Origin of the sequence: Cellulophaga sp. 3_MG-2023 (assembly GCF_030546975.1) — a bacterium.
Lineage (GTDB): Bacteria > Bacteroidota > Bacteroidia > Flavobacteriales > Flavobacteriaceae > Cellulophaga.
In genome coordinates this window covers 644,929-662,499 of the sequence record NZ_JAUOPS010000002.1, presented here as the reverse complement: position 1 = coordinate 662,499, position 17,571 = coordinate 644,929, and the positions used below count along the sequence as shown (strand labels likewise).

The window sequence follows — 17,571 nt, the reverse complement described above, 5'->3', positions numbered from 1 at the left end:
TTGTTTATTGATGATGACCTTGCTAATATAAAACTATATTTTTAGTTTAAAAATAATTTGTATTCTTTTTCTTTATTAATGTGTTTACTTCTGTCTTTTTTTACGCATTAGTTCTATGGCTATTTTATTTAGTTCTCCAAGAGATTCTATATGTTTACCATCGGTAGGTTTTGTAAGTAGTTTATTTTTTTTACTCTGTAGTTTTACACCTGTACAGTATATTGTTTGTTTAGGATTTAGCTTTAGTTCTAAAATAAGTCCTGGTAAACCATTGAATTCTAAAGGTCCAAAATAATAGGGTATTTCTTTACTAAACCAAGCTTCTATGGTATTGTATTTCTTAGTCCTCTCATTTTTTTTTAATAATGTTGCTTTGTAGCATGTGTAGCCAAGTATAACTTTTGTTGTATCAGTAATTTTCCAAGGCAGATTTTTGTTAATATTGGCTATAAAGGTTTCTCCAGAAAAAGTAACAACTCTTAATTTTTCATTGTTTTCAATATCTGAATAATAAGTACCACTATAAGTGGCATTAATCATAGTTCTGGTAATACGGTCTACATTAGTATATATTTTATCTTGTTTATAAAACAGAGATTTTTTGTTATTAAACACTAAGTTAAAATCAATTAGTTCATCCGCTGTTTTTATAGATTGTTTAATCTGATCTCTAGTATGTGAAGGTTTTTTTGTTGGGTCTACTACATCTATTTCTGGATGTTTACTCTTATAAGTAGCCATACCTTTTTGTATTTGAGCATTTGTAATTGATATACAAAAGAGGATGGTAATAATTAGAAATCTTTTTTGGTAATGAAACTTACTTTCTTTAATCAATATCATTTTTAAAGTTTTGTAATAAATAAAAAAGAAGGTTTACGTGTACCTTAATTAATGTTTTTGCTTTACTTTAGAGGCTAATGTTTTTACAATGTCTTCAAACTCTTCATTAGAGTTTACATAAGTTCCTTCTGTAGGTTTTGTAAGTAGTTTATTTTTTTTAGTCTGCAGTTGTACACTTGTACAGTAAATTGTTTGTTTAGGGTTTAGCTTTAGTTCTAAAATAAGTCCTGGTAAACCATTGTACTCGTCTGGGCCAAAATAGTAGGGTATATCTTTGCTAAACCAAGCTTCTACAGTATAGTCTTTTGTTGTTTTTTTATTTGTTTTGGTAAGTGTGGCTTTATGGCAAGTATAACCAAGTATGGTTTTGGTTGTGTCTTTAATTTTCCAAGGCTGTGGTTGGTAAATGTTTACAATAAATTTTTGATTATCAAAAGAGGTAGATTTTAATTTTTGGTTGGTAGCTATGTTACTGTAATAACTACCTTCGCTTAATACTTCTATAATACCTTTAGTAAACTTGTCTAGGTTTGCATATAGTTTTTCTTCTCTGTAAAAAACAGACTCTTTATTATTAAAAACCAAATTAAATTCTATGAGCTCTTGGGCTGTTTTTATAGACTCTGTTAGTCTGTTGCCTATTGCAGATGGTTTTTTTGTTGGGTTTACTACATCTATTTTCGGGTGTTTTAGTTTATAGGTGGCTTTTCCTTTTTGCGTTTGAGCGCTAATAATACTTAAACTAAAAAAGATGAGTAATATAAAATGCTTCATTACTTATGAGGTTGTTACATTATAAATATAAGTAAAATCTTACATTAAAACAAAGCGGTTACTTTTTACTGCGTTAGTGATAGTAGTGAATAACCCGCAGCTTTTTTGCGAGGATTAGTAACGTATAGCACGGCGTTAAAAACAGCTGTTTTAACGAACGCCCAAAATAATTTTAAAATTTTGAAGTTCTATAATTGCAAAAAATTATATTTGCAGTCTAAATTAAATTATAAATTATGTCTTTTAAAGATTTATACGGTAATAGCCAACATAGAAAAAATGTTGCACACTTTGCATCTATTGCTTCTTTAGCAAGTGTAGATGGTGAGGTTAATGATGCAGAGCAAGTTGTTTTAGACCGTTTTGCACGTAAATTAGATATTACTGAAACTGAGTACAAAGAGGTAATGAAAAATCCAGGGAAATATCCAATAGATCCGCCAACAAGTTTAGACAGACGTTTAGAGCGTATGTACGATTTGTTTAAAATTATATTTGCAGATCATAATATTGATGATGATGAGCGTTTGCTTATTAAAAAATATGCTATTGGTTTAGGATATTCTAATGAGTCGGCAGATCAGGTAATTTCTAGATCTATAACTATTTTTGGTGGAAAATTAGATTTTGAAGATTATGCTATGTTTGTTAGAAGATAAACAAATAGGCTTACAAGTATAAAAAAACGAGGCTTTTGCCTCGTTTTTTGTTTTTATAGCTTTTAAGTTTATTATTTACTTGCTTTAGCAATAAATTCTTCTGCTTTTTCTACCATTTTTGTGCTACCACAGAAAAAAGGTACACGTTGGTGCAATTCTGTTGGCTTTAAAGCCATTATACGCTCTTTACCATTAGTTGCTTTACCATTTGCTTGTTCTGCTAAAAATGCCATTGGGTTACACTCATACAACAAACGCAGTTTACCTTCATGGGCTTTACTACTTTTTGGATACATATAAATACCACCCTTTATCATATTTCTATGAAAATCTGATACTAATGAGCCAATATACCTAGAGGTGTATGGCCTGTCTCCTTCTTCTTGCTGGCAATATTTTATATAATCTTTTACGCCTTGCGGAAAGTGTATGTAGTTACCCTCGTTAACAGAATATATTTTACCTGTTTCTGGAAATTGCATATTTGGGTGAGACAAGTAAAAAGTACCAATTGCTGGGTTAAGTGTAAAACCATTTACACCATCACCTGTTGTATATACTAACATTGTAGATGTACCATAAACAATATAACCTGCTGCTACTTGGTTATCGCCTGGTTGTAAAAAGTCTTCTATTGTTACTGGTGTGCCAACAGGTGTTACTCTACGGTATATAGAAAAAATTGTACCTACAGATACGTTTACATCTATGTTAGAAGAACCATCTAATGGGTCTATAAGTACAATATATTTGTTTTGGTGTTGCTCATCTTGGCTATTAATGCTAATAAAATCATCTTCTTCTTCCGATGCAATACCACAAACAATTTCTCTGTTTTTTAGCGTTTGTATAAACTTTTCGTTTGCTAAAACATCTAGCTTTTGTTGGTCTTCTCCTTGTATGTTAGTATCGCCAGCAGCGCCTAATATATCTATTAATCCTGCTTTGTTTACCTCGTGGTTTACCACTTTTGCGGCTAAACGTATGGCGTTAATTAGTTTAGAGAGTTCCCCAGAAGAATATTGAAATGAGGATTGGTTTTCAATGATAAATTCTCCTAAAGTCTTGTTTTTTTTGTCCATCAATAGCTGTGTTTTATTTAAGTACAAATATCGATAATTTTGTGATACTACAACGTTTTCGTTATTTAAAGTCGCTTAAACGTGTTACTTTGCAGTTTATTAGAAGAAAAATTATGGAGTTTATTACTAGAGATGCAACCATAGAAGATATGCCGCAAGTACTTAATTTAATTAAGGAACTGGCACTTTTTGAAAAAGAAGCAGAAGCGGTAGAAGTTACTGTAGATGATTTAATTTTAGATGGTTTTGGAGATCATAAATTGTTTCACTGCTTTGTTGCAGAGGCAAATAATGAAATAGCAGGTCTTGCTTTGGTGTATAACAGATATTCTACCTGGAAAGGTCCTGTTTTGCATTTAGAAGATTTAATTGTTACTCAAAAAATGCGTGGTTCTGGTTTAGGAACTTTGTTATTAAATGAGGTTATAAAATACGGCCATAGTCAAGGTGTAAAACGTATATGTTGGGAAGTTTTAGATTGGAACGAGCCAGCTATTAAATTTTACCAAAGTAAAGGTGCAGACGTAAAAAGAGATTGGGACGTTGTACATTTAGATGAAAAAGGAATTGAAAATTACATAGCTAACCTTTAATACATAGGCTAGTTAATACAAAATATAAGATAATAGAATGAAGATTTTTAAATTTGGTGGCGCTTCTGTAAAAGATGCTACTGGTGTAAAAAATGTTGTAAATGTGTTACAACAAGTTGGGCATACTAACACTTTGGTAGTTGTTTCTGCAATGGGCAAAACAACAAATGCAATGGAAGATGTTGTAAATGCTTATTTTAATGATAAGGCTGCTTTACCAGCAACAATTCAAGAAATTGTTGATTTTCATACAAATATTTTAAATGATTTGTTTGACAATAAACAGCATGAAGTTTATGCTAAAGTTAAAGTTTTGTTTGATGAGGTACAGGGCTTTTTAGCGTGGAACAAGTCGCCAAAACGTAGTTTTGTGTACGACCAAGTTGTTGGTTACGGAGAGTTGCTTTCTACTACTATTTTAAATGCATATTTAAACCAAGTTAATATACAAAGCAATTGGTTAGATGTTCGTGAGTTTATAAAAACGAGTGATAATTATAGAGACGCAATTGTAGACTGGGACAAAACACAAGAGAAAATTACTGCTGGTATAGATAAAAGCAAACTAAACATAACGCAAGGTTTTTTAGGGAGTGATGATAATAACTTTACAACTACTTTAGGTAGAGAAGGGTCTGATTATTCTGCTGCTATTTTGGCGTATTGCTTAAATGCTACAGAGGTTACTATTTGGAAAGATGTACCTGGTGTTTTAAATGCAGATCCAAGGTATTTTGAAGAAACACAGTTGTTAAACAAAATATCATACAGAGAAGCAATAGAACTTGCATTTTATGGTGCGTCTGTAATTCACCCAAAAACATTACAGCCTTTACAGCGTAAAGAAATTCCGCTACGTGTAAAATCTTTTTTAAACCCATTAGATGCAGGAACCACTGTTGGTAAAGGTGAAGGGATAGAGCCAAAAGTACCTTGTTTTATTATTAAAAGAGATTTGGTTTTAATGAAACTTTCTTCATTAGATTTTTCTTTTATTGTTGAGGATAGTATTAGTGAGTTGTTTAAATTGTTGCATGACCATAAAATGAAGGTAGACTTAATTCAGAACTCTGCCATTAGTTTTTCAGTGTGTGTAGATAATAAGTTTGATCAGTTACCAGATTTACTTAACAAACTAAAAGGAAAATTTAAGGTAAACCACCAAGAGGGAGTTTCTTTATTCACTATTCGTCATTTTAACACAAAGGCTATAGAAAGTATACAAAACGGAAAAGAAATTTTACTTGAACAAAGAGCTAAAGAAACCGTACAACTAGTAGTAAAGTAACATATTGTTGGTATTAAAATAACCTACATTGTTTTACATTAAAACTAATAAGTTATATTTGTTTATCACAATATAATTTATGGGATTAGTTACAGCAAAAGAAGTTGCGCAGGCCATTAAAGTAGATAAGTTTGGTTTTGTTGGTACTTTTATAGGTTGGTTGTTAATGAAGGTGACTAAAATATCTAGTATTAATGCCTTTTATGATGACCATAAGCACCTAACAGAGACCGCTTTTTTAGATGCTATTTTAGAGCATTACCAAATTAAATTTGAGATTCCTGAGGAAGACTTTAGAAGACTTCCAAAAGACGGAGCATACATCACCATATCTAACCATCCGCTGGGTGGTATAGATGGTGTTTTGTTGTTAAAATTACTTTTGCAACATAGGGCCGACTTTAAAATAATGGCTAATTTTCTGTTAAATAGAATAGAGCCAATGTCGCCTTACATATTACCTGTAAATCCTTTTGAGACTAGAAAAGATGTAAAAAGTAGTTTAGCCGGATTTAAAAATGCGATGCTACATTTAAGAGGAGGACATCCATTGGGTATTTTTCCGGCAGGTGAAGTATCTACTTATAGAGATGGAAAATTAATTGTAGATAAACCCTGGGAAGAAACTGCGTTAAAGCTTATTAGAAGGGCAGAAGTGCCTGTGGTTCCAATATACTTTCACGCTAAAAATAGTAGGTTGTTTTACAGGTTGTCTAAAATTAGTGATGTTTTTAGAACTGCTAAATTACCGTCTGAAGTAACTACGCAAAAAAACAGAGTCATTAAAGTTAGAATTGGTCAGCCTATAACTGTAAAAACTCAGAACGAACACAAGAGCTTAGCAGATTTTACAGATTTATTGCGTAGAAAAACATATATGTTATCTAATGCCTTTGAAAAAGAAAGGTTGATAGATAAAGTACCTACAACATTAAAAATACCCAAAGCTCCTAAAAAAATAGCAACACCTATTAGCAGAGACATTATAGAAAAGGAGATTGAAGAATTACGTAAAAAAGATTGTAGACTTTTACAAAGTAAATCTTATGAAGTTTTTTTGGCTACGGCAGATGATATGCCTTCTATTTTACAAGAAATAGGTAGACAAAGAGAGGTTACTTTTAGAGCTATTGGTGAAGGAACTAATAAGGCCATAGATCTAGATGAATTTGATAATTATTACCACCATCTTTTTCTTTGGGATGATAATGGTAAAGCTATAGTTGGTGCTTACCGTATGGGGCTTGGAGGAGAAATATTTAAAAAATATGGTATAGATGGTTTTTATGTTCAAGATCTTTTTAGGTTAGAGCCAGAACTGTATGGTATGATGCAGCAAACCATAGAAATGGGTAGGGCATATATAGTAAAGGAATACCAGCAAAAACCAATGCCTCTATTTTTACTTTGGAAAGGTATTGTACACACAACACTTAGGCACCCAGAGTATAAGTACTTAATAGGTGGTGTAAGTATAAGCAATCAGTTTTCTAATTTCTCTAAATCTTTAATGATAGAGTTTATGAAATCTAACTACTGGGATCCGTATGTAGCGCAGTATATTAGGCCTAAAAAAGAGTTTAAGGTAAAATTAAAAGACGCAGATAAAGAATTTATTTTTGATGAAACTGAAGCCGATTTAAATAAGTTTGATAGACTTATTGATGAGGTAGAACCAGGTAACTTACGCTTGCCTGTTTTAATTAAAAAATACATTAAACAAAATGCAAAAGTGGTGGCATTTAACGTAGATCCGCTTTTTAATAACTCTGTAGATGGTTTAATGTATATTAAAATTGCAGATATACCAGAAAGTACTGTTAAGCCGGTTATGGAAGAATTTCAGGCAGAATTGGAACAAAAACTACACAACGGACAAACAGAATAATACTAGTGCAAATGAAAACAAGTTTCTTTTTTTTATTTGCACTTCTTTTTCTACAAGTATTCACGCAAAATACTGTTAGTGGTTATGTTTTAGATGAGGTTAGTAAAGAACCTTTGCAAGGAGCATCTGTTTTTTATGATGGTACAACCATTGGTGTGGTTACAAATACAAATGGTTACTTTAGTATTTCTACAGAAAAAAATAGTACTTCACCTTTAGTTGTAAGTTATTTTGGATTTAAAAATAAGGTTGTAAATGTAGTTGGTAAAACAACTGTAGGTGCTATTTACTTACAAGAAGCTATAGAAGAGTTAAATGAGGTTGTCCTGGAACCAGACACTTGGAGTAGAGAAAAGAAATTACGCATCTTTAGAAATCAGTTTTTAGGCCCCACTTTACCAGCACAAAAATGTAAAATTTTAAATGAAGATGACATACGTTTGTATTACAGTAAAAAAGAAGATGTACTTTATGCTTATGCCAACAAGCCTATTCTAGTTCAAAATAAATTTTTAGGGTATAATTTAGAGTATCATTTACAAGATTTTGAGGTTAGGTATAAAACCAATATAAATGGTTTTAGGTTAACAGGTTCTGTGTTTTATGCAGGCACTACCTTGTTTAAGGAAATAGATAAAAAAACAAGGCGTAAGTATATTAAAAATAGAGAACTTACTTATTATGGGTCTACATTACATTTTATGCGTGCTTTGTCTGCAAAGAGACTAACAGAAGAAAATTTTAGAATTTTTAAAGAGAGTTTAGAAGTAAACCCTTATGACTATTACAAAGTAGAAAGTGTAGGCAATGGTAACACCAAAGTAACGCAGACTTTAGAGCGCTTAAATGTGTTGTATAATAGGTGGAGTAATTCTTTTGTTGTAGTAACTCAAAACCCTTTTAAAATAGATGCTTATGGCAACCATTCTCCTGTAGATGTGGTGTTGTTTGGCGGCGATATGGGCTTGCTTAGAATAGCAAATACATTACCCTTAGATTATGAGTTTGTAAACTAACAAAGGCCATCTAAAAAATAGATAGCCCTTCTGTTCTGTAATTTGTTTTAATTCCTTAAAACCAAGGCTTTCTACCAACTTGGTATGTGTTGTAGAATTCTTCATCAGATTTTGTTAAGTATATGATACCTTCAATAAGCCCGATAATACCTGCTAAACCACACGTCAATATAGTTGCTATTATTTGAATAATACCTTCTTTTTGGTAACCTAATATAAATTTGTGAATTCCTAATGAACCAATTACAATAGCTAAAATACCTGCAAGCATTTTCTTATTTTCTCCACCAGCCATATTGTTCAAGCCTTCAGAGAATTCATTAGCTGTTTCTTTTGCTTCTGTGTTAAAATCTTTGTTTTCTTCTGACATAATTTTTGTGTGTTGGTTTAATTTAATTGTGGGTTAAATGTAGTAATTTTTTTTAATTATTACTTAAAAGCATCATCTTTTGGCTCCCATAATTCTAGTTTATTTCCGTCAGGATCTAGTATCCATCCAAATTTTCCGTAGCTATATTCTTCTATTTCACCAACAATAGTAACACCTTCTGCTTTTAATACTTCTAATAATTTCACTAAGTTTTCAACCCTAAAATTCATCATAAAAGAAGATTGGCTAGGTTCAAAATACGTGGTGTCATTTTTCATTGGACTCCATTGGGTACTACAATCGTTTCCTTCTTTATCTTTCCACCAAAAGGTACAACCATAACGGTCTGTATCTAGACCTAGTCTGTCTTTGTACCATTGTTTTATTTTGTCTGGGTCTTCTGTTTTAAAAAAGAAACCTCCTAAGCCTGTAACTCTTTTCATATCGGTTTTATTTTTTAGTGTTTTTCTCGTATAAATCTATCCATTGTTGTACCGTCATTTTTGTAGCCAGTTCGCCAATTAACTCGTATGGGATATAATCTAACTTTTTAAATCTTATACAACTTTTGCCTATATCTAACTTGCGTTTGCAATGTTTAGGATATTCTGTAGTAAACCAATTTAACAAGTCTGGGTCTGCATAAATACCAGAATGGTACAAGGCAATAAAGTTTTTTTGCGATGCCACATTCATAAAAGGTAGTGGCAACTTTGGGTCACAATGGTAGCCATCTGCATATAAGGTATGGGGTACAACATAGCCTAACATACCATAACTCATAGTTTCTGTAAATCCAGCAGGAATATTATTTAAAATTATTTCTCTAATTTTAGAAACAGCTTCCTTACGCTCTTCTGGTAGTTCATTTATATATTGGTCTGGTGTTACGGCTCTAGATTGCATAATCTTGTGTTCTTTTGGTTCACTTTTAAAGTTACAAAAACTTTGCTTTTACCTTATCTACAATAGTTTGTGCAAGTTTAATTTTGCTTTCTACGGTCCAGCCAGCTACGTGCGGACTAAGCAAAACCTTATCAGATTGTATTAAGTATTCAAAAGCTTCAGGGAGTTCATTATCTGTAAACATATTTTCAAAAGAGGCTTTTTCATATTCTAAAACATCTAGTCCTGCGCCTAATATTTTACCTTTTTTTAATGCCGCCACCAAATCTGCTGTTACTACACATTTACCACGAGCAGTATTAAACAACCAAAATGGTTTTTTAAAGTCATTAATAAAGTCTGTTGTTACCATATTTGTGGTAGAATTAGACTGTGGTACGTGTAAACTTAATACATCTGCTTTTTGTTGTAACTCTTTTAATGATACTTGAGTTGCATTTTTGTTGCCAACACCATCTTTAATATCATAGCACAATACATCTACATCAAAACCACGTAGTTTTTTAGCAAAAGCATTACCCATATTTCCGTAGCCTATTATACCAACGGTTCTACCGTCTAGCTCAATACCTCGGTTGCCTTCTCTGTCCCATTTGCCATTACGGATTTCTTGGCCTGCTTTATTTAACTTATTAAACAAAGATAAAATCATACCCAATGTGTGTTCGCCAACAGCATTGCGGTTGCCTTCTGGGGCAGAAGCTAAAAAAATACCTTTCTGCGTAGCGTAATCTGTATCTATATTTTCTAGGCCAGCACCTAATCTTCCTATAAATTTTAGGTTGGCTGCTTTGTCTAAAAATGCTTTGTCTAACGGAAATCTACTGCGTATAATTAATCCCTCATAGTTGTGAATAATAGCTTCAACTTCCTCTTTAGTTGCTGTGTAATCTATATCATTTATAAAACCAAAATCTTTAAATTGTTCTATTATTAAAGGATGATTTTTATCTAAATGCAATACTTTCATTATTATATTTTTGGATATTCAGTTTGTGTTTTCTCGTCAATAACAGTGCCTGTGTGAGAAATAGATTGTTTCTCAAACAACAAAACCTCTACAACTTCATCATTTTTAGTTTTAGGGCAGTGTTCTACGCCTTTAGGAACCACAATTATTTCGCCCTCTTTTACTATTTCTGTACGGTCTCTAAATTGCATATACAATGTACCTTTTAGTACCTGAAAAAGTTCATCTTCATTTTCGTGTGCGTGCCAAACAAAGTCGCCTTTTAATTTGGCTAAAAGTACCTGCATATTGTCTACAACAGCAATTTGGTGCGGATGCCACTGTTTACTAAACTTGCCTAGTTTTTCTTTTAGGTTGATGGTTTTCAAAATAAAATGTATTAAAATTAATAACCAATTGCACCACCATCTGGACTAGAAGAATCTGATGCTCCTATGTAAACTTTATTTTCAGTATCTACAGTAATACCCATTAGCCTGCCTAAGTGCTCGCGTTCTACCATTATATGTCCCATAGCTTCTAATGCCTTTATGGTGTCTGGTGATAGTAAATCTTTTTCATACAAAATGCGGTCTGGTAACCATTGGTGGTGAATTTTCATAGCTTCAATAGCTTTGTGTATAGGCATATCAAACTCAATTACATTTAAAACTGTCTGAAAGACCGTGTTTATAATTGTTCTTCCGCCTGGGCTACCAATAACCAAAACAGCTTTACCGTCTTTAGCTACAATTGTAGGTGTCATACTAGAAAGCATTCTTTTTTCTGGCTTAATAATGTTAGCAGCAGAACCAATTAAGCCTTTGCTGTTTGTGTAACCTGGTTGCGGATTAAAATCTCCCATTTCATTATTAAAAATGAATCCAAGTTTAGGAGAACCTAATCTAGAACCGTAGGAATGTTCTAAAGTGTAGGTTAACGATACGGCATTGCCTTCTTTATCTAAAATAGATAAATGTGTGGTATTGTTGCCCTCGTAAATTTGTCCAAATTTGGTAGAATCGCTTACAGATGCTTTTTGCCAATCTATATTTTTAAACCTATTTTTAGCAAATTCTTTAGAGGTGAGTTTCTCTAAGGGCATATTTAAATTAAAATCAGGATCTCCCAAATGTTCTGCTCTATCTGCAAAAGCTCTACGCATAGCTTCTGCTACCAAATGTACGTAAGGTGTTGAGTTAAAAGGCGCGTTATTAAAATCTGCTAACTCCATAATATTCATCATTTCTAACAGTGCAACTCCACCAGAACTAGGAGGTGGCATTACAAAAATGTCGTGCCCCTTATAAGTTCCTTTTAAAGGAGCTCTTTCTACGGCTTCATATTTTGCTAAATCTTTTAATGCAATTAAACCGTCATTTTTTTTCATAAAACGAGCAATTTCTTTGGCTACCTTACCTTTGTAAAAACCGTCTTTACCATTATCTCTAATTTCTTTTAGCGTTGCGGCAAGTACAGGTTGTTTCCAAATTTCATCCATTTGTGTTATTTCTCCTTTTTCATTGGTAAAATAATTGGCCATAAATTCAGATTCCTTTTTATAATGTAGGGCATGTTTATACAGCGTGTAAGACAAAGGCACACCGTTTTCTGCTAAATCAATAGCTGGCTGTACAAGTGATGCCCAAGGTAGCTTACCATATTTTTTATGCGCCATAAATAGCCCTGCAACCGTGCCGGGTACACCAACAGATTGCAAACCATTGTGGTTAGAGCCAGGTATTAAGTTGCCCTGTTCATCTAAAAACATATTTGTAGTTGCTTTTAAAGGTGCTTTTTCTCTAAAATCTATTGTGGTAGCGTTACCGTCAGATTTCATAAAAACTAAAAAGCCACCACCGCCAATATTACCAGCTTGTGGATGCGTAACGGCTAAAGCAAAAGCAGTTGCAACAGATGCATCTATTGCATTGCCACCTTTTTTAAGGATTTCTGCACCAACTTTAGATGCCGCACTGTTGTCTGACACTACCATACCATTTTTAGCATAGGTCTGTGCGTTGGTAACTGTAGTGAAAAGTGCACAAACTAAAAGGTAAAACAGTTTAATTTTCATAGGTGTAATTTTAGAGTAAATATAATATTTGTAAGGCGTTTTATAAGTTGTAAATACCGTTAATCTGCGCAATGTTAAATCCGTTTTGTATAATTTGTTTTGCCTTAGCGCTTTCTGTATTTAAGGCTGGATTTGTATGATTAAAATGAATGAAATTTATTTTGCTTTTTTCTGCTTTAGGAAGCTCTTTAAACAGCTCCATACTTTCTACAATAAATGGATGAGGAATTTCTGAAATATCTCTGTTGTTTATTTCTTCGGCATCATAAAAAGTAGCATCTATAAAAGCATAATCTACTTTTGCAATTTCAGCAATAATATCTTGTTCCCACTTATTCCACTTGTCAATATCCGGAATAAATAAAGCGCTTTTGTTTGGTCCAATTATAGTGTAACCTACGGTTTCAGAAAACTCATCTCTATGTGGCACTGTAAACGGAACTACTTTTAAAGAAGGAGTTAGCTGTATTTTTTTGTTGTTTTCAGTAGCTTTTATTTCTATGTTTTTGTTAGCCACAAGCTGACTCCAAGGTCCGTTATTCTCTAAAAAGGTTTTCATTTTAGGCATAGCGTAAACCGCCGCGCAATTGGCATTCATAGCTTCTTTACCAAGGAACATTAAACCTGCATAATGACCAATATGTGCGTGCGTTAAAAAAATACCTGTAGGAGTTTCTTTAGCATTAAAGTTTGCACTGTTTTTTAGCGCTTTTACTTGTGTGGCAATATCTGGTGTGGCTTCAAATAAAAAAGTTGCTTTGTTTTTGGTGTCTATAACTCCTAAAGAAACTACTTTTCTGCTAGCATCTGGATTTGTAAATAAGTCTTTGCAGCAGTCTTTTTTGCACCCTATTTGTGGTGAGCCAGCATCTTGTACAGTGCCTAAAATAATTAAAGCAGTATTGTTAATCTTTGTAGGTGAGCTATTAGTTGTATTACGGTCTGTGTTATCTGTTGCGGTAGCAGGTTTGTCTTTGGGTTTGCAAGCATTAAATAAAAGGAGTAAAACACATATGTTTAATAAGTTTTTTATCATTGGTAGTTGCTTTGTTGTTCTATAAAGATAACCAATTGGCAACAAAAAAAGCCAATGGAAATAACATCCATTGACTTTTGGGTTCTAAACTAGTAGTGTTAATCTAAAAATCTAGCTCAAATTCTTCTTCTTCAATAGTGCTGGCTTGTGACATATCATAAATAAACTCGTCTATTTGTGCTTTTGTAACATTAGGCATACATATAACGTGGGCAACATTACCCTCTGTAGCCAATTGCCATTTTTGTTTAACTTCTAACGCTGTTTTAGGAAAAACAACGGTAATAGAATTTGGATTACGCCAAGCGTTTACACCAATTTCCTTTAACCTATTTTCGCAATACACAGCGGTTTCTAAACTTTTTTGGTAACGAGCTCTTAAACCTTCTACGCCTATTTTTTTAAGCGCATACCATAAAAATAATGGACTGTGACCATTTCTAGAGCCTGTAATTGTAGTGTCTAAAGAGCCAATGTAAGAGATGCCTTTTGCTATACGGTCTCTATTGCTACGCTTAGTAATAATAACACCAGACGGAATTGGAGACCCTATAAACTTATGTCCGCTTATAGATATACTATCTGCACCATCTCTAAAATCAAACGGTATACGCGGCTCCATAAAGGCTCCGTAGGTTCCAGATAAAGCAGCATCACAATGTATGTAATGGTCTTGTATAGCTAAGTTTTTTAAAATACCTTTTATTTTAGAAACATCATCTTTTGCTTCCTTCATTGTGGTTCCAAACGTGGTAAGTACAATGGCAGGTTTATGACGATTCATTTTAACTGTATTCTCAAAATCTTCATAATCTATTTCTCCGTTTTCTTGAGAACGTATAATGATACTTGGAATATTTAATAAATGAATATTTTTACGCACACTGTAGTGGGTAGACTCAGAATAATATACCATTCCCTTTGGGTATAGCTCACGTGCTAAGTATAATCCGTATAAGTTGCTTTCAGAGCCGCCATTAGTAATATATCCCCAATAATCTGTTGGTTGTGCTCTAAATAGTTTAGCAAAAAAACCAACAACTTCCTTTTCCATTTCGTGTGTTTGCACCTTGTATGTGCCATCTTCAAACGGATCTCCTAAGTTGTTTATTGGGTATTGTAAAAAGCTGCTGAGCTCAGAATAATCAAAATCTTTAGATACAGGATACCCTAAAAATGAGTCTCTGGCTTGTGCTATGTTTTCCTTTAATTTGTAAAGGCGTTCTGCGTCTTTTTCTGATATATTTTGATACATAGTAGTTTAGTAGGTTTTAATACTGTAAAATTAGTATTTTCAGTCAAAGTATCTTTAATTTGATATTAGTTTGATAAATTATACTGGATTATGGTTTATTTTCAATTTGATTATTCTGTTTTTATTTAAAAATTATCGACCTAACAAAAAAATATACTGATATGGATGCTCTAGACAAAAAAATACTAATGCTGTTGCAACAAAATGCAAAGCAAAACACTAAAGAAATTGCAGATAAAATAGGGTTAACGGTGTCGCCTACTTTTGAGCGTATTAAAAAACTAGAACAGCAAAATTACATTAAAGGGTATGTGGCTTTGCTTAACGAAGAAATGATTAATAAAACCATTAAGGTGTATTGCCATATTACTTTAGCAACACACTCTAGGGAATTAATAGATAATTTTAAAAATAATGTTGCTCATTTACCAGAAATAATGAGTTGCCAACACTTGTCTGGTAATTATGATTTTTTATTAAAAGTTGCTGTTAGTGATATGACGCAGTATCAGCAATTTGTTTTGGATAAGTTATCTGTAATAAAAGGAATATCTAACGTGCAAAGTTCTTTTGTGTTAGAAGAAATAAAAAACGATACAGCTTATGCTTTATAAAAATAGTTTAGCTATTGAAAAATAAATAATTATACCAAAAATATCGTTACTTGTTGTTATAAATGGCCCAGTTGCAATGGCAGGATCAATTCCTCTTTTATGTAAAAAAATAGGTACAAATGTGCCAATAATACCAGCTACAATAATTACAGCTATAAGAGATATAGATATGGCAAATGCCATTTTTACATCGCCCTCCATAAGCCAAGCAAAACAAAAAAGTATAATGGCTAATATGGTGCCGTTAAGTGCAGATAAAAGTATTTCTTTTATTAGTCTGTTTACCATACTACCTTTTAAATCATCATTGGCAATACCTTGCACAACAATTGCACTAGATTGTACACCAACATTACCAGCCATAGCGGCAATTAATGGTGTAAACAATAAAAGAGAAATATGCCCTTTTATAACGCCTTCAAAAGTACCCATTATAGTGGCAGAACCTACGCCACCAAAAAGACCTAATATTAGCCAAGGCAAACGTGCTTTTGTTAAATCTAAAATGCTATCATCTGCCTCTACATCTTGTGATATACCAGCAGCCATTTGATAATCTTTATCGGCTTCGTCTTTAATAACATCTACAATATCATCAATTGTAATTCTACCAACTAATCTGCCAATTTCGTCTACAACAGGTATGGCTTCAAGGTCATACCTAGACATTATTTTTGCAATTTCTTCTGGTTTTTCGTTTACAGAAACAGAATCTACTTTTGGGATATACACATCTTTAATATGTGTTTTTGTAGATGTGGTAAGTAAATCTTTTAAAGACAGTCTGCCTTTAAGTTTTTCCTCGTCATCTACCACGTAAATAGAGTGTACTCTGGTAACGTTTTCTGCCTGTGCGCGCATTTCTTTTACGCAGGTAAGTACATTCCAGTTTACGTTAACTTTCACAAGTTCTTTTGCCATTAAACCACCAGCAGAGTACTCGTCATAACGTAAAAGGTCTACAATATCTTTTGCGTGTTCTCTATCTTCAAGCTCAGAAATTACCTCTTTTACAATGTTCTGTGGTAACTCTGCAACTATATCTGCCGCATCATCTGTGTCTAACTCATTAAGCTCATCTGCAATTTCTTTTGTAGATAAGTTTCCTAAAATAGATTCTCTAACGTCCTCATCTAATTCAGTTAAAATATCAGAGGTTTTATCACTATCTAATAATTTAATAATATAGGTAGCGTCATCGGTGTTTAGCTCATTAACAATTTCTGCAATATCTGCATAGTGTACTTCCTCTAAAAGAAGCTGAATGTCAGTATCTTTTTGATTGGAAATTAATGCTTCTATGTGCTGTAAAAACTCGTCTGTTAATTTAAACGGTGTCATTGGCTATCTTTTTTGTAAGTGCTACAAAATCCGCAACTGCTAATTGTTCTGGACGTTTGCCAAAGATAGGGTCTTCTTTTAAATTATCAGAAAGTTCAAAGGTTTTTAAGCTATTTCTAATAGTTTTTCTACGTTGATTAAAAACTGCTTTTACAACACGGTATAGTAATTTTTCATCTACGCCAATGTCTAAGTTTTCTTTACGTGTTAGTCTAAGTACGCCAGAATCTACCTTTGGTGGCGGATTAAAAACTGTTGGCGGTACTGTAAATAAATATTCTGCGTGGTAATATGCTTGTGCTAGTACAGATAAAATACCATATGCTTTGCTGCCTTCTTTAGAGCAAATGCGCTCTGCAACTTCTTTTTGAAACATTCCTGTAAACTCTGGTATCTGCTCTTTGTGTTCTAGTGTTTTAAACACAATTTGTGTAGATATGTTGTACGGGAAATTACCACTTATAGCAAATTGCTCATCACCAAAAATGGTGGTTAAATCTTGTTTTAAAAAATCGGCCTCAACAACTTTAAACGTTCCTTTACGTGTAAGTAATTCTGGGTGCTCTAATAAAAAATTCTGATTTAAATATGCTATAGATTCAGTATCTAAATCCATAGCTATTAAATTTAAATTGTGTTTTAAAATGTACTTGGTAAGCACGCCTGTACCTGGCCCAATTTCTATAACATTAGTGTACCCTTTATGGGTTAATGTTTCAGCAATTTGTTGTGCAATAGCTTCATCTGTCAAAAAATGCTGACCAAGGTGTTTTTTAGCCTTTACGGGGCTATCATTTCTGCGTTCGGCCTTATTTTTTTTAAAAAACTCTTTTTTCTTTTTAGACATAAATTGTGTAGCTAATAATTTAATACCAGGTTT

19 protein-coding genes are annotated in these 17,571 nt (G+C 32.9%); 6 read left to right on the top strand and 13 right to left on the bottom strand.

From position 1 onward, the window contains the following. Window positions 1–84: 84 nt before the first annotated feature. The gene (locus Q4487_RS07810; RefSeq protein ID WP_303540347.1) at window positions 85–843 is read right to left on the bottom strand and encodes a GLPGLI family protein; all 759 of its coding nucleotides are present in this window, start codon (window positions 841–843) and stop codon (window positions 85–87) included. Between the two features lie 48 nt (window positions 844–891). Further along, the gene (locus Q4487_RS07805) at window positions 892–1,617 is read right to left on the bottom strand and encodes a GLPGLI family protein (protein WP_303540349.1); all 726 of its coding nucleotides are present in this window, start codon (window positions 1,615–1,617) and stop codon (window positions 892–894) included. 236 nt (window positions 1,618–1,853) lie between these two features. Here Q4487_RS07805 and Q4487_RS07800 point away from each other — a divergent pair, with 236 nt between their 5' ends. Next, window positions 1,854–2,276, top strand: coding sequence for a TerB family tellurite resistance protein (locus Q4487_RS07800; RefSeq protein ID WP_100894009.1), 423 nt, complete (start codon window positions 1,854–1,856; stop codon window positions 2,274–2,276). 71 nt (window positions 2,277–2,347) lie between these two features. Here Q4487_RS07800 and fbp read toward each other — a convergent pair whose 3' ends face one another. Next, on the bottom strand, window positions 2,348–3,358 hold the full coding sequence (gene fbp / locus Q4487_RS07795; RefSeq protein ID WP_100894008.1) for a class 1 fructose-bisphosphatase: 1,011 nt from the start codon (window positions 3,356–3,358) through the stop codon (window positions 2,348–2,350). 113 nt (window positions 3,359–3,471) lie between these two features. Between fbp and Q4487_RS07790 the strand changes: the two genes are divergently transcribed. The 4 genes from Q4487_RS07790 to Q4487_RS07775 all read left to right on the top strand — a co-directional run bounded on the left by Q4487_RS07790 (window position 3,472) and on the right by Q4487_RS07775 (window position 8,143). Further along, on the top strand, window positions 3,472–3,951 hold the full coding sequence (locus Q4487_RS07790; protein WP_303540352.1) for a GNAT family N-acetyltransferase: 480 nt from the start codon (window positions 3,472–3,474) through the stop codon (window positions 3,949–3,951). Between the two features lie 37 nt (window positions 3,952–3,988). Next, a complete protein-coding gene (locus Q4487_RS07785) occupies window positions 3,989–5,239 on the top strand; it encodes an aspartate kinase (protein ID WP_100894006.1) in 1,251 nt (416 codons plus the stop codon). A 79-nt stretch (window positions 5,240–5,318) separates the two neighbouring features. Next, on the top strand, window positions 5,319–7,127 hold the full coding sequence (locus Q4487_RS07780; RefSeq protein ID WP_303540354.1) for a lysophospholipid acyltransferase family protein: 1,809 nt from the start codon (window positions 5,319–5,321) through the stop codon (window positions 7,125–7,127). An 11-nt stretch (window positions 7,128–7,138) separates the two neighbouring features. After that, window positions 7,139–8,143 carry a carboxypeptidase-like regulatory domain-containing protein gene (locus tag Q4487_RS07775; RefSeq protein ID WP_303540356.1) on the top strand — a complete coding sequence of 335 codons (1,005 nt, stop codon included), beginning with the start codon at window positions 7,139–7,141 and terminating at the stop codon, window positions 8,141–8,143. A gap of 55 nt (window positions 8,144–8,198) precedes the next feature. Here Q4487_RS07775 and Q4487_RS07770 read toward each other — a convergent pair whose 3' ends face one another. The 8 genes from Q4487_RS07770 to Q4487_RS07735 all read right to left on the bottom strand — a co-directional run bounded on the left by Q4487_RS07770 (window position 8,199) and on the right by Q4487_RS07735 (window position 14,736). Next, complete coding sequence (locus Q4487_RS07770) at window positions 8,199–8,513, bottom strand: TM2 domain-containing protein (RefSeq protein ID WP_303540358.1); 315 nt, start codon at window positions 8,511–8,513, stop codon at window positions 8,199–8,201. A 59-nt stretch (window positions 8,514–8,572) separates the two neighbouring features. Then, window positions 8,573–8,956, bottom strand: a complete 384-nt coding sequence (locus Q4487_RS07765; RefSeq protein ID WP_303540360.1) for a VOC family protein — start codon at window positions 8,954–8,956, stop codon at window positions 8,573–8,575. Window positions 8,957–8,963: 7 nt separating this feature from the next. Then, window positions 8,964–9,419 (bottom strand): DUF1801 domain-containing protein, encoded by a 456-nt coding sequence (locus Q4487_RS07760; RefSeq protein WP_303540362.1) that lies wholly within the window; start codon window positions 9,417–9,419, stop codon window positions 8,964–8,966. 31 nt (window positions 9,420–9,450) lie between these two features. After that, entirely contained in the window at window positions 9,451–10,389 is a 939-nt protein-coding gene (locus tag Q4487_RS07755; protein WP_303540364.1) for a 2-hydroxyacid dehydrogenase, read from the bottom strand. Between the two features lie 2 nt (window positions 10,390–10,391). Then, a complete protein-coding gene (locus Q4487_RS07750; RefSeq protein ID WP_303540366.1) occupies window positions 10,392–10,757 on the bottom strand; it encodes a cupin domain-containing protein in 366 nt (121 codons plus the stop codon). A 17-nt stretch (window positions 10,758–10,774) separates the two neighbouring features. Further along, window positions 10,775–12,445 (bottom strand): gamma-glutamyltransferase, encoded by a 1,671-nt coding sequence (gene ggt, locus Q4487_RS07745; protein ID WP_303540368.1) that lies wholly within the window; start codon window positions 12,443–12,445, stop codon window positions 10,775–10,777. A 40-nt stretch (window positions 12,446–12,485) separates the two neighbouring features. Further along, the gene (locus tag Q4487_RS07740; protein WP_303540370.1) at window positions 12,486–13,481 is read right to left on the bottom strand and encodes an MBL fold metallo-hydrolase; all 996 of its coding nucleotides are present in this window, start codon (window positions 13,479–13,481) and stop codon (window positions 12,486–12,488) included. 103 nt (window positions 13,482–13,584) lie between these two features. After that, the gene (locus tag Q4487_RS07735; protein WP_303540372.1) at window positions 13,585–14,736 is read right to left on the bottom strand and encodes a histidine decarboxylase; all 1,152 of its coding nucleotides are present in this window, start codon (window positions 14,734–14,736) and stop codon (window positions 13,585–13,587) included. Between the two features lie 161 nt (window positions 14,737–14,897). Between Q4487_RS07735 and Q4487_RS07730 the strand changes: the two genes are divergently transcribed. Then, a complete protein-coding gene (locus tag Q4487_RS07730) occupies window positions 14,898–15,350 on the top strand; it encodes an Lrp/AsnC family transcriptional regulator (RefSeq protein ID WP_303540374.1) in 453 nt (150 codons plus the stop codon). Here Q4487_RS07730 and mgtE read toward each other — a convergent pair. Continuing rightward, on the bottom strand, window positions 15,345–16,691 hold the full coding sequence (mgtE, locus tag Q4487_RS07725) for a magnesium transporter (RefSeq protein ID WP_303540376.1): 1,347 nt from the start codon (window positions 16,689–16,691) through the stop codon (window positions 15,345–15,347). The genes Q4487_RS07730 and mgtE overlap by 6 nt on opposite strands. After that, a complete protein-coding gene (gene rsmA, locus Q4487_RS07720) occupies window positions 16,678–17,538 on the bottom strand; it encodes a 16S rRNA (adenine(1518)-N(6)/adenine(1519)-N(6))-dimethyltransferase RsmA (protein WP_303540378.1) in 861 nt (286 codons plus the stop codon). The genes mgtE and rsmA overlap by 14 nt, the downstream gene beginning before the upstream one ends. Between the last annotated feature and the right edge of the window lie 33 nt (window positions 17,539–17,571).

Coding starts and splice junctions, on each gene's coding strand:
- Q4487_RS07810 (WP_303540347.1), bottom strand. CDS start 843: ATGATATTGATTAAAGAAAGTAAGTTTCATTACCAAAAAAGATTTCTA.
- Q4487_RS07805 (WP_303540349.1), bottom strand. CDS start 1,617: ATGAAGCATTTTATATTACTCATCTTTTTTAGTTTAAGTATTATTAGC.
- Q4487_RS07800 (WP_100894009.1), top strand. CDS start 1,854: ATGTCTTTTAAAGATTTATACGGTAATAGCCAACATAGAAAAAATGTT.
- fbp (WP_100894008.1), bottom strand. CDS start 3,358: ATGGACAAAAAAAACAAGACTTTAGGAGAATTTATCATTGAAAACCAA.
- Q4487_RS07790 (WP_303540352.1), top strand. CDS start 3,472: ATGGAGTTTATTACTAGAGATGCAACCATAGAAGATATGCCGCAAGTA.
- Q4487_RS07785 (WP_100894006.1), top strand. CDS start 3,989: ATGAAGATTTTTAAATTTGGTGGCGCTTCTGTAAAAGATGCTACTGGT.
- Q4487_RS07780 (WP_303540354.1), top strand. CDS start 5,319: ATGGGATTAGTTACAGCAAAAGAAGTTGCGCAGGCCATTAAAGTAGAT.
- Q4487_RS07775 (WP_303540356.1), top strand. CDS start 7,139: ATGAAAACAAGTTTCTTTTTTTTATTTGCACTTCTTTTTCTACAAGTA.
- Q4487_RS07770 (WP_303540358.1), bottom strand. CDS start 8,513: ATGTCAGAAGAAAACAAAGATTTTAACACAGAAGCAAAAGAAACAGCT.
- Q4487_RS07765 (WP_303540360.1), bottom strand. CDS start 8,956: ATGAAAAGAGTTACAGGCTTAGGAGGTTTCTTTTTTAAAACAGAAGAC.
- Q4487_RS07760 (WP_303540362.1), bottom strand. CDS start 9,419: ATGCAATCTAGAGCCGTAACACCAGACCAATATATAAATGAACTACCA.
- Q4487_RS07755 (WP_303540364.1), bottom strand. CDS start 10,389: ATGAAAGTATTGCATTTAGATAAAAATCATCCTTTAATAATAGAACAA.
- ggt (WP_303540368.1), bottom strand. CDS start 12,445: ATGAAAATTAAACTGTTTTACCTTTTAGTTTGTGCACTTTTCACTACA.
- Q4487_RS07740 (WP_303540370.1), bottom strand. CDS start 13,481: ATGATAAAAAACTTATTAAACATATGTGTTTTACTCCTTTTATTTAAT.
- Q4487_RS07735 (WP_303540372.1), bottom strand. CDS start 14,736: ATGTATCAAAATATATCAGAAAAAGACGCAGAACGCCTTTACAAATTA.
- Q4487_RS07730 (WP_303540374.1), top strand. CDS start 14,898: ATGGATGCTCTAGACAAAAAAATACTAATGCTGTTGCAACAAAATGCA.
- mgtE (WP_303540376.1), bottom strand. CDS start 16,691: ATGACACCGTTTAAATTAACAGACGAGTTTTTACAGCACATAGAAGCA.
- rsmA (WP_303540378.1), bottom strand. CDS start 17,538: ATGTCTAAAAAGAAAAAAGAGTTTTTTAAAAAAAATAAGGCCGAACGC.